At 37.4% G+C, this 15,914-nt stretch carries 16 protein-coding genes; 8 read left to right on the forward strand and 8 right to left on the reverse strand.

Annotation, left to right across the window (positions count from 1 at the left end; all coding sequences use genetic code 11):
- Positions 1-46: 46 nt before the first annotated feature.
- The 6 genes from ESV24_RS02275 (at position 47) to ESV24_RS02300 (ending at position 8,012) form a co-directional block, all read left to right on the forward strand.
- Positions 47-961: a dimethylarginine dimethylaminohydrolase family protein gene (locus ESV24_RS02275; protein WP_111813999.1), complete on the forward strand. Its 915-nt coding sequence runs from the start codon at positions 47-49 to the stop codon at positions 959-961.
- A gap of 78 nt (positions 962-1,039) precedes the next feature.
- Positions 1,040-1,840 (forward strand): transporter, encoded by an 801-nt coding sequence (locus tag ESV24_RS02280; RefSeq protein WP_111814001.1) that lies wholly within the window; start codon positions 1,040-1,042, stop codon positions 1,838-1,840.
- Positions 1,841-1,957: 117 nt separating this feature from the next.
- On the forward strand, positions 1,958-4,138 hold the full coding sequence (locus tag ESV24_RS02285; RefSeq protein ID WP_111814003.1) for a S9 family peptidase: 2,181 nt from the start codon (positions 1,958-1,960) through the stop codon (positions 4,136-4,138).
- A 28-nt stretch (positions 4,139-4,166) separates the two neighbouring features.
- Positions 4,167-5,573 (forward strand): peptide MFS transporter, encoded by a 1,407-nt coding sequence (locus ESV24_RS02290; RefSeq protein ID WP_111814005.1) that lies wholly within the window; start codon positions 4,167-4,169, stop codon positions 5,571-5,573.
- A 31-nt stretch (positions 5,574-5,604) separates the two neighbouring features.
- On the forward strand, positions 5,605-7,395 hold the full coding sequence (locus tag ESV24_RS02295; protein ID WP_111814007.1) for a peptide MFS transporter: 1,791 nt from the start codon (positions 5,605-5,607) through the stop codon (positions 7,393-7,395).
- A gap of 83 nt (positions 7,396-7,478) precedes the next feature.
- Complete coding sequence (locus ESV24_RS02300; RefSeq protein WP_111814009.1) at positions 7,479-8,012, forward strand: thioredoxin family protein; 534 nt, start codon at positions 7,479-7,481, stop codon at positions 8,010-8,012.
- Positions 8,013-8,039: 27 nt separating this feature from the next.
- Here ESV24_RS02300 and ESV24_RS02305 read toward each other — a convergent pair whose 3' ends face one another.
- The 6 genes from ESV24_RS02305 to ESV24_RS02330 form a co-directional block, all read right to left on the reverse strand.
- The gene (locus ESV24_RS02305; protein WP_111814011.1) at positions 8,040-10,064 is read right to left on the reverse strand and encodes a ComEC/Rec2 family competence protein; all 2,025 of its coding nucleotides are present in this window, start codon (positions 10,062-10,064) and stop codon (positions 8,040-8,042) included.
- 49 nt (positions 10,065-10,113) lie between these two features.
- Positions 10,114-10,386, reverse strand: a complete 273-nt coding sequence (locus ESV24_RS15640) for a type II toxin-antitoxin system RelE/ParE family toxin (protein ID WP_394364086.1) — start codon at positions 10,384-10,386, stop codon at positions 10,114-10,116.
- Between the two features lies 1 nt (position 10,387).
- Entirely contained in the window at positions 10,388-10,627 is a 240-nt protein-coding gene (locus ESV24_RS02315) for a hypothetical protein (RefSeq protein WP_111814013.1), read from the reverse strand.
- A gap of 29 nt (positions 10,628-10,656) precedes the next feature.
- Entirely contained in the window at positions 10,657-11,250 is a 594-nt protein-coding gene (locus ESV24_RS02320) for a C40 family peptidase (protein WP_111814015.1), read from the reverse strand.
- Between the two features lie 44 nt (positions 11,251-11,294).
- On the reverse strand, positions 11,295-12,413 hold the full coding sequence (gene lpxB / locus ESV24_RS02325; protein ID WP_111814017.1) for a lipid-A-disaccharide synthase: 1,119 nt from the start codon (positions 12,411-12,413) through the stop codon (positions 11,295-11,297).
- Between the two features lie 82 nt (positions 12,414-12,495).
- Positions 12,496-13,473 carry a D-alanine--D-alanine ligase gene (locus ESV24_RS02330; RefSeq protein WP_111814019.1) on the reverse strand — a complete coding sequence of 326 codons (978 nt, stop codon included), beginning with the start codon at positions 13,471-13,473 and terminating at the stop codon, positions 12,496-12,498.
- Positions 13,474-13,635: 162 nt separating this feature from the next.
- Between ESV24_RS02330 and ESV24_RS02335 the strand changes: the two genes are divergently transcribed.
- Positions 13,636-14,265, forward strand: coding sequence for a PASTA domain-containing protein (locus ESV24_RS02335; RefSeq protein ID WP_111814142.1), 630 nt, complete (start codon positions 13,636-13,638; stop codon positions 14,263-14,265).
- The gene (locus ESV24_RS02340) at positions 14,255-15,298 is read left to right on the forward strand and encodes an RluA family pseudouridine synthase (protein ID WP_111814021.1); all 1,044 of its coding nucleotides are present in this window, start codon (positions 14,255-14,257) and stop codon (positions 15,296-15,298) included. The genes ESV24_RS02335 and ESV24_RS02340 overlap by 11 nt, the downstream gene beginning before the upstream one ends.
- On the opposite strand, the gene ESV24_RS15645 is transcribed toward ESV24_RS02340, so the two are convergent.
- Positions 15,231-15,590 carry a type II toxin-antitoxin system RelE/ParE family toxin gene (locus ESV24_RS15645; protein WP_111814023.1) on the reverse strand — a complete coding sequence of 120 codons (360 nt, stop codon included), beginning with the start codon at positions 15,588-15,590 and terminating at the stop codon, positions 15,231-15,233. The genes ESV24_RS02340 and ESV24_RS15645 overlap by 68 nt on opposite strands.
- Position 15,591: 1 nt before the next feature.
- Positions 15,592-15,822, reverse strand: coding sequence for an addiction module protein (locus ESV24_RS02350; protein WP_111814025.1), 231 nt, complete (start codon positions 15,820-15,822; stop codon positions 15,592-15,594).
- Between the last annotated feature and the right edge of the window lie 92 nt (positions 15,823-15,914).

Below are 15,914 nucleotides of genomic sequence, written 5' to 3' on the forward strand. Positions count from 1 at the left end.
ATTTGAAAGCACTTCGGTATCGAGGTGCTTTTTTTATATTTGCCCTATGATCAAATTAAACATCAACGACGAAATTTCACGATTACGAGCTGTAGTGTTAGGCCGCGCAGATAGTAATGGACCGGTGCCGAAACTGGAAGACGCCTACGATCCAAAATCTGCAGAGCACATAAAGGCGGGAACCTACCCAAAAGATGAAGATATGGTGAAGGAAATGGAAGCCGTAGCTGAAGTTTTCAAAAAATACGAGGTACAGGTTTTTAGGCCTCATTCAATAAAAGATTACAACCAAATTTTTTCGCGCGATATCGCCTTTGTAATTGAGGATAAATTTATAATTGCCAATATTCTCGATGACCGTTCTATGGAAATTGCGGCCATTGAGCATGTAATTAACCAAATTGATCCTTCAAAAATTATTGAATTCCCAGAGAATGCGCATATAGAAGGTGGCGACGTAATGCCTTGGGGCGAGTACATTTTTGTGGGCACCTATTATGGCGAAGATTACCCAAGCTTCATAACGGCACGTACTAATATGAATGCGGTAAAACATCTTCAGAAATTATTTCCACATAAAAAGGTAAAATCTTTCAACCTTAGAAAAAGCAATACAGTTGCAGATGAAAACGCTTTGCACTTAGATTGCTGTTTTCAGCCACTTGGCAAAGGAAAGGCAATCATCCACAAAGAAGGTTTTTTGATTGAAGAAGAATATGAATGGTTGGTAAATTTCTTAGGAAAGGAAAATTGTTTTCATATTACCAAAGAAGAAATGTACAATATGAATAGCAATGTGTTCTCTATTTCACCTGAAGTTGTTATTTCAGAGAAAAACTTTACACGATTGAATACTTGGCTGCGTGAACAAGGCTTTACCGTGGAAGAAGTTCCCTATGCAGAAATTTCCAAACAAGAAGGCTTGCTTCGTTGCACAACTATGCCCCTTATTCGGGATTAGTATATTTTTTTTTACTTTCAACCAAAAAGCCATTGTTTACGTAAATATTCTAAATAATCCTTTTTAAAGAAAAGTTCAATGAAGATACTAAGCTCGCTTATCTTTTCCTTATTCGTTGTTTCAAATGTTTTTTCACAAGGCAAAATTGATGGTTTTTATAAAAGTAAGAATAAAGGCTCCATTGTTTTAGGCCTCGGTTTTGAAGACCCAAAAAGTTATTTTGCCGGCACCGAAAAAATTGATTTGAGCCGAAATCTCTACTACATAAATCTATTTGCCGCTTATGGTATAACAGATAATCTGAACGTAAACACTTCTCTTCCATATCTCAATAGCAATAAAGAAAGTAATTTTCAGGATATTTCTATAATGTTGAAATACCGCTTTTTTCAATCTGTTTCTGAAAGTGGAAAAATTGAATTTAGTTTGGGCCTAGGTTTTTCAACGCCTATTTCTGATTATAAAACTGGCGGATTAAATGATCTTGGCCAACAGGCCACAATCATTGAAACCCGTGCAATGGCACATTATAAATGGAATTCCGGTTGGTTTGCGACACTACAAAGTGGCTTTTCTTTAAAATTTGAAGAAACGCCAAATAGTATTCCAGCAACTTTCAAAATAGGAAAAGCAGCTGGCGACTGGTATTACGATGTCTTTTATGATTACCAACATTCTTTTGGAGGCATAGATTATTTGGGAACGCCAAGGCCGCAGAACTTCAGGGCATTGGGCGTTGATTATCACAAAGTGGGAGGAACGCTTTATAGATCTTTTTCAGAACATTTCGGTTCCGCTTTAAACCTATCTTATGTATTGGGTGGTCGAAATACCTTTCAAGGGCCTGCTTACGGTTTATCAGTAGTGTACAATTTGTAAGGCATTGTAACTATTTGAAATTCGCATTAAATAACGCTTCAAAGGCTTATTTAACAAAAAAATCAAGGGCTTTTTCACAAAAAATTAGTAAACTTGGCGTATTAAAATTTTAACACTTTGAAAAGATTTAACTCCCTAACTTTTTTGCTGCTGTTTCTAACAGCCTTTGCTACCCTTACTGCCCAACAAAAAAACATAAGCCTCGAAGAAATTTGGGGTGGAACTTTCCGTACCGAAGGTCTTGATGCCCTGCACTCCATGAACAATGGAAAAGAATATGCAGTGTTAAATTATGACAGGCAAAACAAAGTTTCAACCGTAGATGTTTACGATTATAAAAGTGGTGAAAAAGCCAGAACGCTTTTAAATTCTGCCGATTTAAAAGGTATTGATTATGTAATTTCTTATGAATTCAGTGAAGATGAATCTAAAATTCTTTTTACAACAGAGCTACAGAAAATCTATCGCCATTCTTCCCGTGGTACTTATTATGTTTACGATGTAGCTTCCAAAAAGTTTAGCCTTGTTTCAACCAATAAAATTCAGGAGCCAACTTTCAGTAACGATGGTAGCAAGGTTGCTTACGGTTTTGAAAATAATCTTTATATAAAGAATTTGGAAACAGGTGAAACCAAGCAAATAACTTACGATGGCAAAAAGAACAGCATCATCAACGGGATTACAGATTGGGTTTATGAGGAAGAATTCGCTTTTGTACGCGCTTTTGAATTTAGTAAAGATGGCGATAGGCTTGCCTATATAAAGTTTAACGAAACCGAAGTGCCACAATTTAATATGGATCTTTATGGCGACCAGTTATATCCAACAGCAGACACTCTTAAATATCCAAAAGCGGGAGAGGCAAACTCCAAAGTTTCATTACATTTTTATGATTTAGTTAGCGAAAAGACTTCTGAAGTCAATCTTTCAAAATACAACAGTTATTACATTCCGAGATTGCTGTGGACAAAAGATAATAATCTTTTAAGCGTGCAGTTAGCCAATCGCCATCAAAACGTGATTGATTTGGTTTTTGTGGATGCTTCAGACAACACTTCAAAATTGATTTTGGCTGAAAAGGATGACGCTTATGTAGATGTTACAGATAATCTTACCTTTTTAAATAACAACAGCTTTTTCTGGACTAGTGAAAAAGATGGCTGGAACCATATTTATCAGTACGACAAAAACGGAAAACTATTAAACCAAGTAACAAAAGGTCCTTGGGAGGTAACAGCCTATTACGGTTTTGATCAAAACACTGGGCGTGTTTATTACCAAAGTACGGAAAGCGGAAGCATTAACCGCGATGTGTATTCCATCCTTCCTTCGGGAAAAAATAAAGTGCGTTTAACGCAACAAACTGGAACAAACGCAGCTGATTTTAGTGCAGACTATACTTATTTTATTAATACATTTTCAAACGCGACTACACCTTATGTTTTCACTCTTCACGAAGCTAAAACTGGGAAACTGCTTCGCGAAATAAAGAACAATAACGACGTAAAAAGCCTTTTGACTTCCTATAAAATTTCGCCTAAAGAATTTTCTACCATAAACATAAATGGCGAAGACTTAAATATGTATATGATAAAACCGTTGGATTTTGACGAGACAAAGCAATATCCATTGTTTCTGTATCAATATTCCGGTCCTGGTTCTCAAAATGTTTCCAACAGTTGGATGGGAACAAATGATTATTGGCATGAAATGCTAGCAAACGAACAAGATATAATTATAGCTTGTGTTGACGGTCGCGGCACAGGTTATAAGGGAAGAGATTTCAAAAAAATCACCCAAAAGGAATTGGGTAAATACGAAGTGGAAGACCAGATAGCGGTTGCAAAAAAACTAGGTTCAGAAACATATATCGATGCCTCCAGAATTGGAATTTGGGGCTGGAGCTATGGAGGATTCATGTCTTCAAACTGTCTTTTCCAAGCGCCAGATACTTTTGAAATGGCTATTGCCGTTGCCCCAGTTACAAGCTGGAGATTTTATGACAGCATTTATACGGAGCGCTACATGCAGACTCCTCAGGAAAACGCTTCGGGTTATGATAACAATTCACCGCTTTCTCACGTAGATAAGTTGAAAGGAAAATTTCTTTTGGTACACGGCAGCGCTGATGATAATGTACACGTTCAAAACAGTATGCGTTTAATAGAAGCTTTGGTACAAGCCAAAAAGCAATTTGATTGGAGAATCTATCCAGACAAAAACCACGGTATTTACGGCGGCAATACACGCCTTCATCTTTATACTTTAATGACCAATTTTATCAAGAACAATTTATAAAAATCAACCCTAACTAACAATTAATCTTATGTCAGAAGCACTTCAATATCAAAAGCAAAAGGAACTATTCGGCCATCCAGTTGGTCTTTATATCTTGTTTTTTACCGAAATGTGGGAACGTTTTTCCTACTACGGTATGCGCGCCATTTTGGTGCTGTATTTGGTAGCGGAAGCTTCCAGCGGAAACCCTGGTCTAGGTTGGAGCAATGGAGACGCACTTTCACTTTACGGTACATATACCATGTTAGTTTACGTAGCTTCCATACCAGGAGGTTGGATTGCCGATAAATTTCTGGGACAAAAACAGTCCGTTCTCGTTGGTGGGATTTTACTTGTTTTAGGTCACGGTATTCTTTCAATTGAACAAATGTGGGCCTTTTACACGGGCCTTGGGCTAATCGTTGCGGGTGTTGGTATGTTAAAACCAAATATTTCAACAATGGTTGGAGGTCTTTACAAGCCTGGAGATATTAGAAGGGATAAAGGTTTTACCATATTTTATATAGGTATAAACGTAGGTGCATTCCTTTCCAGTTTAATCGTGGGTTATGTGGGTGAAGTTTATGGCTGGCACTATGGTTTTGGACTGGCCGCAATAGGTATGGCTTTAGGACTTATCCAGTATTTGGTTGGACAAAAACATTTAAAGTTTGTAGGTAATAACACTAACAAATCTTTGGATCCCGAGGAACAAGCGGCAATGAAAAGACCGCTCTCGAAAATTGAGAAAGATAGAATGATTGTCTTGTTCATTTCCTTCATTTTGGTAATTGTATTCTGGGGCGCTTTTGAACAAGCTGGTGGACTTATGAATATATACGCATCCGAAAAAACAGATAGAATGTTGATGGGTTGGGTAGTTCCGGCTTCTTGGTTTCAATCGCTGAATGCACTTTTCATTATTATTTTAGGTACATCTGTTGCGGGTTATTGGGCACATAGAAAGCTAAAAGGGAAAATCTCGACCTCACTTTTCAAAATGTGTTTGGGATTGATCATTATGGGTATGGGCTTCTTTTTTATGACCGCCGCTGCAGCACAATTTAATAGCGATGGATCTTCTGCGATGTACTGGTTGGTGCTGGCCTATTTGTTCCATACTGTTGGGGAGCTTTGTCTTTCTCCAGTTGCGCTTTCATATATCACCAAATTAGCGCCACTAAAATACGCTTCATTAATGATGGGGGTTTATTTTGCTATGACCGGTCTTGGTAACAAAGTTGCTGGTCTTTTAGGCGAATCTGCTTCAGATTTGGGAGAGTTTACCGTGTTTACCGGAATAGCAGTCTTCTGTGTTATCTTTGGATTACTAGTTTTACTAATAAGAAAGAAACTAGAAAAACTTACCCATGGAGCTGAGGATAATGAGCGCGAAATTGATGGCGACAACGAAGGATTTGAAATTGCAGATCCAAACATCAATAAGGTTCAATAAACTCTAAATAATTTTACTAAAGTTAAGATCCATGAATACAGATATAGAAAATCTATTTAAAGACAAAGTTTTAGGGCACCCGGCGGGACTTTTTATACTTTTCTTTACTGAAATGTGGGAACGTTTTTCCTTCTACGGAATGCGAATTCTTTTAGTACTATTTCTTACCGCGCCACTTTTAAGTGACAACCCCGGTTGGGACTGGCCAAGAGAGCACGCGCTTGCACTTATTGGTACCTATGCTTCGCTTTTATACTTAACGCCAATTATTGGTGGTTGGATAGCAGATAAGATTACGGGTTATCGTATGGCTGTAGTTATTGGCTGTATAATTATGACGCTGGGTCACGCATCTATGGCGCTGGAAACTACTGCTTCATTTTACTTGGGGCTTGCCCTTTTAGTTATAGGTACAGGTTTCTTTAAGCCGAATATTACTTCCATCATTTCTGAAATGTACAAAGGCAAAGAGTCTAAAAAAGACGGTGCTTACACTATTTTCTATATGGGTGTAAATGCAGGTGCTTTCTTCGGAATGATGCTTTGTGGCTATTTGGCTGAAAATTATGGATGGGCTTGGGGCTTTGGTCTTGCTGGTATTTTTATGTTCTTCGGAATGCTTCAATTTTTATTGGCGAATAAAATTTTTGGCGAAATTGGTGCAAAACCTTCCAAAGTACACGAAGTGGAAATACCTCAAAATATAAATGAAGAAAGACCAGAATTACGTGAAGATGGAGTAGAAGTGGCACCAATAAAGATGAATCCGTTTACAATGTTTGATTATGTTTTAATAATATTATCATCCGTTGGAGGTTTACTTTATCTATTCAACGATCCTTTAGAGAAAATTGGCGGCACCTCATTGGTACCCTTTGAAATTGGTGGAATGAGCGGAACTAATATCGTAGTTCTTGCAGCCTTGGCAATGTTCTTGGTTTTATTAGTTACTCGAATTGCACGCTATTTACCAATTGTTAGGGACAGATTGATTGCGGTATCCATCTTCGGATTATTTACCGTTTTCTTTTTCGCATTTTTTGAGCAATCATTGGGTTCTATGACCCTTTTTGCGCAAGACTATACCGATAGAAATCTTACCGGTGACTCTGCCTTTATTTTCAAAATAGTTGACGCGCTTTTAACCACGGTTCCCTTAATTATAATTTCATATGTAATCTATCTGCTCGTTAAGAAAACCCATAATAGAATAGCACTATCCAATGTTGCACTCGTAATTGCCTTTATAGGTATTTGGGGGCTAGTTATTTTTAGATTGTACGACAAGTTTAACCAAACCGAATTAGAGGTAGATGCCACTTGGTTTGGAATTCTAAATTCGTTTTTTATCATAACCTTGGCACCCATATTTTCTAAATGGTGGGAAAGTAAATACAATCCAAGTGCGGCCGTAAAATATGGAATCGGTTTAATTTTGTTGGGATTGGGCTTTGCCATTCTATCATACGGTGCATCAGATATTCCTCCGGGCGCGATGACCGCCAAAGTGAGTATGGTTTTCCTTATTTTAGCATATTTATTGCACACAATGGGCGAGTTGTGTCTTTCTCCATTAGGACTTTCCTATTTAAGTAAATTAGTACCAGCACGTATGATTGGCTTTATGTTCGGGGTTTGGTATCTTGCCATAGCCGTTGGTCAAAAAGCAGCAAATACTATGGGTGGAATGATAGATAAAATTTCAGCAGAATATTCCATGGGAACTTTCTTTTTAATATTTACTTTGATTCCTATTGGCGTTGGTCTTATTTCAATGATGTTGAATCCTGTACTAAAAAAACTTATGCACGGCATTCGTTAATACACAATACTTTACAGTAAAATAGCGTTCCTTTTTATGGAACGCTATTTGTTTCAAATACAAAAATTTTTAAAGCCTTTAGAATGAAATATTTAGTACTACTTTTTATTGTTTTTTCCGCAGCCACAGTTCATTCCCAAAAAATCAATTGGATGACAATGAATGAAGCGTTAGAAGCACAAAAAAAAGAACCGAAAAAGATTTTTATGGACGTTTACACCACTTGGTGCGGTCCCTGCAAAATGCTGGATAAAAATACGTTTAGCGATGCAGACGTGATTGAATATTTAAACAAAAACTATTATTCAGTGAAGTTCAATGCCGAAGGGACAGAGGAAGTTTATTTTAATGATTTTACATATACCAATCCAAATTATGACCCTGAGAGAAAAGGAAGAAATTCGCAACATTTGTTTGCGCACGCCTTAAAAGTAACTGCGTATCCAAGTGTAGTTTTCTTTACGGAAAAAGGTGATTTAATTCAAGCAGTTCCGGGATACAGAACACCGCCACAGCTAGAAATTTTTCTAAAAATGATACAGACAGACGATTATCTAAAAATAACAACAACCGAAGCTTGGGAAGATTATCAGAAAAACTTTAAACCTACATTTTAGTTTAGCCATTACGGTTTCATATTCGGGCTATTCTATTGGGAAAGCTCCTTGTTTTGCAGTATGGCAGAACGGGAGCTTTTTTAATTTACAAGTTTTTTCCCAACGTTTCACATAAGTAAAATAGTTGCTGCCATCGGCAATAATCTGTTTAGGCTTTAGGCTATCTATAATTCGGTTGAGATTTATTTTGGGACTGTTGGTGAGCAGCAATGTATGTGTAATTTGATGATTCGGAAAAATCCCCAAACTATCTAAAACGAGGATATTTTTATCCTTATAACGAAACAACTTCGGAAGCTCTTCTTCAGAATAAGTATTAATGTTTACAGCAGTTATGAATGATTTAATAGGATACGTATCAGAAATATTTTTGGTTGAATCATTTTTAAAAACCATAAAATGCTGTCTGCTTTTATAGCCAATCAATGTTTGCTTGCTTCTCTGAAAAACCACTAATTGATTCGTTGACGTACTTAACTCATCATAAATATAAATGGTTATTAAAACTGAAAATGCCAAGAGCGAACTGACCAGTCTTTGATAATTCATTTTCGTGAAAAACAATGCCAAAGCAACTATCAAAAGATAAGCGCCTAAAACTTTTAGGGTTGAAAAGTGAATGTTCTGGAATAGATATTCATCTTGTGTCGCAACCCAATGTATAAAACCATTTAGTCCTTCAATCAAAAAATTATACATTTCTGCAAACCAGTCTGGCAGACTGTTTAAACTCGTTAAGACCACAATCAATATTCCGCCACACATTAAGACTGTTAAAAACGGAAGGACTACAATATTAGTCAACAAAAATAATCCAGGAAACTGATGAAAATAATAAAGGCTTAAAGGGAACACGCCAATTTGCGCACAAATTGTAACCGATACAATTGCCCAAACTTTGCGTAAAACCCAATATTTGGAATAGCCTATTTTATAAAAAAGAGGTTGCAGCCAAACTATAAAGAACACCGCCAAATAGCTAAGCTGAAATCCAACTTGGAACAGCCAAAGCGGATTAATTATTAAAAGTGTCAAAAACGAAAGGAACAAAGTATTTATGGAATTGCTTTCACGATTAAAGAGTTTGGCAAGGGCAAAAAAACTGAACATTGTAACAGCTCTTGTTACCGAAGGTGAAAGTCCCGAAAGCAAAGCAAACCCCCAAAGCAGAAGGACGATCAAAATAGCTTGGAAAAATACACCGTATTTCCATCGTAACAATGGCTTGAAAAGAAATGCAAGGATAATGTATAAAATCCCCACGTGGAGTCCCGATACAGCCAAAATATGCACCGCACCCGCGGCAGCATATTCATCGTAAAGATTTTTATCAATGTCTTTCTTTTCGCCTAAAACGAGCGCTTGTATAATTGCGCGCTCATCGGTTTTCAATTTTGTGTTTTGAAGTTTTTCAATAATGCCAGCTCGTAGGTTCTGCGCTATTCCCTTTAAGGTTTTCGAACCTTTTTTAGTCTTCAAAATGTCGTTTTCTGAAATGCGTAACTGATTGTAAACACCCAAAGATTTCAAATATGACGAATAATCAAATTGGTGCGGATTGAGCGGTTTGGAGATTTCTAAAATTGGGGTGTAAACCAGCAGCATTTCATCTGGGAATACAAATTTCGTCAAAGAATCTTTGGAGATATTCAGCAGTATTTTTCCATTCGTGGGTACGCCATTTATTGCGTTTACTGTGGTAAAATATTTTAAATTGTATTTATCGGGTTTTAGAGTTTGCGCAATTTTTAGTTGCAGCAATGTGGGTGTATTTTCAGAAGTAATGCGTGTATAATGATTCGGCTGAAACTGCGGCATTCGCATTTGATAGCTAAAATAACCGATGGCGAAAAAGCATAGATAAGTAGCAACTCCAAAATAAATGTTTTGAATCAATTGTTTTCTGGCCCATAACCAAAGCCCATAAACTCCTAAGAGAAGAAGTAAAAGATAATTCAATAAAAAGGTTGTAATAGGGAGGAAGTACGCTGTTAGAATACCCAGCACAAGTAATACCGAAAACTTTACAACTGTGAAGTTTATAAATTTCATGCCCCATAGTTTAAGTGGTACACTTAAAATTTACTGGGGGGAATGTTTTTTAGATTTTAAGAGATTCGGGGTTTTGTCTGCTATCCCAGATTCTTTGAATCAATATTTTATCAATGCTGTTTTCGTAAAATATTAAATAATCTTTAACTATTACAAATCTTATATTATCAATATCAGTCGCTTTTCCAATTTTAGGATTTAAGGAAATTGTATCAACAGATTCTTTAAACAACTCAAACAATTTTAAACTATAAACGTTGGATTTATTTCTTTCCAATAAGCCAGAATTCCCTTCCGGTCGTTGTGCGCAGTTTGTGACCAAATTATTTTTTTAGCCATTTTTCAATTTCGGCATTTGCTTCTTCATTTGTCAAATAACGGCCGTTTTTGTAATCTTCCCGCGCTTCTTCAATAGCTGCTTTTTGTGCTTCGTTCAGGATGTAAACATCTTCATTATTATGAATATTCAGAAAGCGCATCATATTTTCCAAAATTTCACTGTTTTCCGTATCTTTAATTTTGGCGATCAATTTTTTTTCAGTTCCGCAGTTTCCATATTTCAAACTTTACTCTAAGATACGAAAAAAATTGGCTAAATAACTCTGCGAACTTCCACAAAAGCTTTTTTCCAATAATTCTCACCAAGTGATGAAATGATCACGCCGGCGCGTGTTGTAGAGTGAATAAACTTCACTTCGCCACGTTTTGATTCAACCACCAAGCCTACGTGGTTAATGGTGTTCCTACTGCTGGTTTTGAAGAATACCAGATCACCTTCTTCAATATCCTTAAAAGAAATAAGAATTCCTTTAGTAGCCATATCGCGCGAAATACGTGGCAGCGTAATATTTTCCTTTTGAAAAGCTGTATAGACCAAACCTGAGCAGTCCATTCCGGAATCAGTCGTGCCTCCAAATTTGTAGCGTGTACCCTGAAAGGTTTTGGCGAAGTCGATAATGCCTTTCTTAATTTCTTTTGGACTATCTTCAGAATTGTTAGAATCTAATTCTTCTTCGTTTTGACGAGTAGTAATTTTACTGTTTTTATAAGTGTTTACCTTTCGAGTCGATTTGGTTTTAGTTTCATTTTTTCCAATAATCGCTTCGGGAACTTTTCCGGTGTTTTTCGTGCTTCCGCAGGATATGAGAAATAATGTAAAAAAGGAAAGAAAGAGTAGTTTTCTCATCGGGTTGTGATAGCGGATTAAAGCTTAAAAATATGAAATATTATTTAATTCTCCTTTAGATCGGAATATATTAGTTTAGCCGTATTTTCACTAGCGCCCCTTCCGCCGAGTGCTTTTTCAAGATCGTAATAATCCAAGAACATGGAAGCGCGTTGATAGGGATCCAGAATATTGGCCAGTTCCTCTTTCAGCCTTTTTTTGTTGAAATCTGTTTGAATAAGTTCCGTAACAACTGTTTTATTGAGAATTAAATTCACCAAAGAAATATAGTCCAGCTTAATAACCCTTTTTGCAATTTCATAACTAATTCTGCTGCCTTTGTAACAAACCACTTGCGGTACCTTAAAGAGCGCAGTCTCTAACGTAGCAGTTCCCGAAGTAACGAGCGCAGCTTCTGAAATACTCAAAAGATCATAGGTTTTGTTAGTTACAAAATGCACATTTTTAATACTGAGAAATGTTTCATAAAACGATTTCTCTTGGCTCGGCGCACCTGCAATAACAAATTGATAGTCCTTAAAACCCTCTGCCACGGAAATCATTATTTCCAGCATTTTTTTTATTTCCTGTTTTCTGCTTCCTGGGAGCAGTGCCACGATAGGGCGTTCGTCCAACCCATTTTCTTTTTTGAAGGTTTTGGGCACAACTTGTTTTCTGTTGTAAATAGCATCAATAAGTGGATGGCCTACAAAATGCACGGGAAAGTTATGTTTCTCTTCATAAAATTCTTTTTCAAAAGGAAGGATAACATACATTTTATCCACATCGCGTTTTATGTCTTTTATACGGCCTTCTTTCCACGCCCAGATTTGAGGTGAAATATAATAATGTGTTTTGTAGCCTTTTTGGCGCGCCCATTTGGCGATGCGAAGATTGAAGCCCGGATAGTCTATAAAAATTATAACATCTGGATTGAATGCGGCGATATCTTTCTTGCAGAGTTTAATGTTTTTCAGAATAGTGCCAAGATTCATCACCACTTCTGCAAAACCCATAAAGGCGAGTTCGCGGTAATGTTTTACTTCTGTCCCGCCAACGGCTTTCATCAAATCGCCACCCCAAAAGCGAAAGTTGGCTTCGGGATCTTCCTTTTTTAAGGCTTTCATTAAATTGGCTCCGTGCAAATCTCCGGATGCTTCGCCTGCTATTAGGTAGTATTTCATTATTCTTGGTTAATGGGTTGCAGGTTACAAGTTGCAAGTTGCATCAAAAAAAAACTTGCAACTTGTAACTTTTAACTTGAAACTACTTTAGTACATTTTGAATCAATATATCAAAAAACTCCGTTAATGTCATTCCTGCTTCGCGGGCTTGTTTTGGAATGATGCTTTCCGCTGAAAGGCCTGGGTTGGTATTAATCTCCAAGAAATAGGGTTTTCCTTTTTCTATAATAAATTCGCTGCGGGTGATGCCTTTCATATTCAGTAATTTGTAAATACGAACGGCTTCTTTCTTGACCATTTCCGTTTCTTCTTCTGAAATTCTTGCGGGAGTTATTTCTTGCGATTTTCCGAGGTATTTTGCTTCGTAATCAAAGAATTCGTTTTCTGAAACAATTTCCGTTACTGGAAGCGCTATTATCTCTTCGCCATTATTATAAACGCCCACTGAAACTTCAACGCCAACCAAAGCCGTTTCAACAATTATTTCGGAATCTTCTGTAAATGCTTTTTTAATCGCTGGCATCATTGCGTCCATTTCATTCACTTTGCTAATTCCAAAGCTGGAGCCAGAACGGTTTGGTTTTACGAAGCACGGCAAGCCGGTTTTCATTATAATTTCTTCCACATTAATTTCTGTGCCTTCATTCACATAATATGAATTTGCCGCACGGACCCCAAAATTTTTCAAAACTGAAAGGCAATCACGTTTGTTAAAACTCAATGCCGCTTGATAATAATCTGAACTTGTGTGTGGAATGCCAAGCAATTCCCAATAGGCCTGCAAATAGCCGTCTTCACCGGGCGTGCCATGAATTGTGTTGAAAACAGTATCGGGACGAATAATTTCACTGCCGTTGTTGAAACTGAAATCTGCTTTATTTACGGGATGTTTAGTGCCGTTTTCAGCCACGAAGTACCAGCCTTCTTTAATAATATGGACTGGATACACTTCATACTTATTTTTATCGAGCGCTTTGCAAACTACTCCGCCGCTGTTTATTGAAATTTCGAACTCGCTGGAATAACCGCCCATAGCCACGGCAATATGTTTTTTACCCATAACAATTGATTAAATGCTGCGTTTACAAAAGTATTAAAAAGTTGGAGTTGTCCGTTATCAGTTGTCAGTTATCTGTTGACAATGGATTTCAATTTCGATTTTAATTTGAACAAAAGATACTACCTTTGGGTTTTATATTTTTGTGTATTAACAAACAAACCTATGACTTTTTTCCAGTTCGTATTTTCCAAGGCATTTTTAAAGCAGTTGCTCTTGGCTATTGTAGCATTGCTAATTTTAACTTTTTTGATATTTTGGTGGTTACGCTACAGTACAAACCATAACGAAACGATAGAAGTGCCTAATCTCGCCAAACTTTCTTTGGACAAAGTAGAAGAGAAACTGGACGAAATGGATCTTCGGTACGAGATTTTGGATTCTGCAAATTACAATCCCGATTTTCCGAAGTATTCCGTAATAGAACAAATTCCGAAACCGGGTAAATTTGTGAAGGAAGACCGAAAATTATACCTGACCTTAAACCCGTCTGGCTTCCGAAAAATTGAAGTGCCCGATATTTTGGGCCGTACGCGTCGCCAAGCGGGACCGACACTTTTGGCAATGGGTTTTAAAATTGGCAAAATAAGTTACCGCCCGCACATTAGTGATAACGTTTTGGAAATGCGCTACAAAGGTGAAAAGCTGGATGTGGGCACACCGCTTCAAATAACTTCAGAGATAGATCTGATTGTTGGTGACCAATCACTCAACAGAATTCAATCTGAAGATGATCCTTCTGAAGATAATCCAGAAGCACCAATTAATAGTGAAGAAGAGAACAATGAATTTTAAGGAAGAAGAAATTGATGATACGGACGGTAATGATGATCTGTACGAACATTACCGCTTTACGGCAGACAAAGGGCAGGGCGCACTTAGGGTAGACAAATACCTGATGAATCTCATTGAAAAAGCTACCAGAAACAAAATACAAAAAGCCGCCACGGCTGGAAACATTCACGTAAACGGAGTTGCTGTAAAAAGCAATTACAAAGTAAAAGGATATGATGTGGTAACTGTGCTATTTGAGCATCCGCCATACGAGTTTCTATTGGTGCCCGAGAATATTCCGATTGACATAGTTTATGAAGACGATGCGGTTCTAATAGTGAACAAACAACCAGGAATGGTAGTGCATCCCGGCCACGGAAATTACAGTGGAACACTAATAAATGCGCTGACGTACCATTTTGAAAATCTTCCTAACAATAGTAGTAATCGTCCGGGACTGGTCCACAGAATAGATAAAGACACTAGCGGATTATTAGTAGTTGCAAAGACTGAGGAAGCAATGACGCACCTAGCCAAACAGTTTTTTGACAAAAGCACGGAGCGTGAATATGTGGCTATTGTTTGGGGAAATGTGGAAGACGAGGAAGGAACTATTGAAGGCAACATAGGTCGTCATCCCAAGAACCGTTTGCAAAACACCGTTTACGAAAACGACGAAGAGGAAAAAGGAAAACCTGCCGTTACACACTACAAAGTTTTGGAAAGGCTAGGTTATGTTACTTTGGTTTCCTGTAGATTGGAAACAGGCCGTACGCACCAAATTAGAGTGCATATGAAATACATTGGCCACACGCTTTTCAACGATGAGCGTTATGGTGGCGAAAAGATATTAAAGGGAACTACATTCAGTAAGTACAAACAATTTGTAGATAATTGTTTTAAAGTGCTGCCGCGGCAAGCTTTGCACGCGCGCACTTTGGGTTTCGTGCATCCTGTTACTAATGAATTTATGCGTTTTGAAAGCCCTATTCCAGAAGATATGGAGGCGTGTATAGAAAAATGGCGAAATTATTCACAGCACGTTGTTGAGTAGAAAATTTAGCCGTTTCGATTTTCCAAATTTCTGGATCGCGGCTGGTGTGTAGAGCTGCGATAATTCTTATTTCTGACGGATAAATTTTGTAGAATATCCCGACTGGGAAGGTTTTTAGATACACTATTCGAACATCCTCAATTCTTCTTTGAAAAGCTTCTAGGTAATTCTGAATATGAAAAATAGAAGCTTCTGTTTCTTCAAGAAGTTTATTGGCAAGTTCGGGATTTATCTTTTTGTAGAAAAGCAATATTTCACGTAAGTCCTTTTTAGCCAACGGACGAATAGACAAATTATTTTGCTTTTTTTAGTTCGGCTTTCACTTCTTCCCAAGATAGACCGGGCTCTTTAGCCTCATCTGCCTCTGCAACGCGCTCATCAATTATTTTTTTATGCGCATCACTTAAAGAATAGTCTTCGGGTTGCTCTTTTTCTTGCATCATCAAATACACCTGAAACTCCTCCATGGTTTTAAAATGGGTTTTGTCGAGGTTCAACTCTTCTTCTATGTGGATTGTAGTCATGGAATATGGTTTTATTCAAATATATGAAATTTCAAAGCTTGTTTTTATAAAATATAAAAGCCTCTTTTCGCTACTATGGAAAAGAGGCTTTT

The organism is Aequorivita lipolytica (assembly GCF_007997135.1).
Lineage (GTDB): Bacteria > Bacteroidota > Bacteroidia > Flavobacteriales > Flavobacteriaceae > Aequorivita > Aequorivita lipolytica.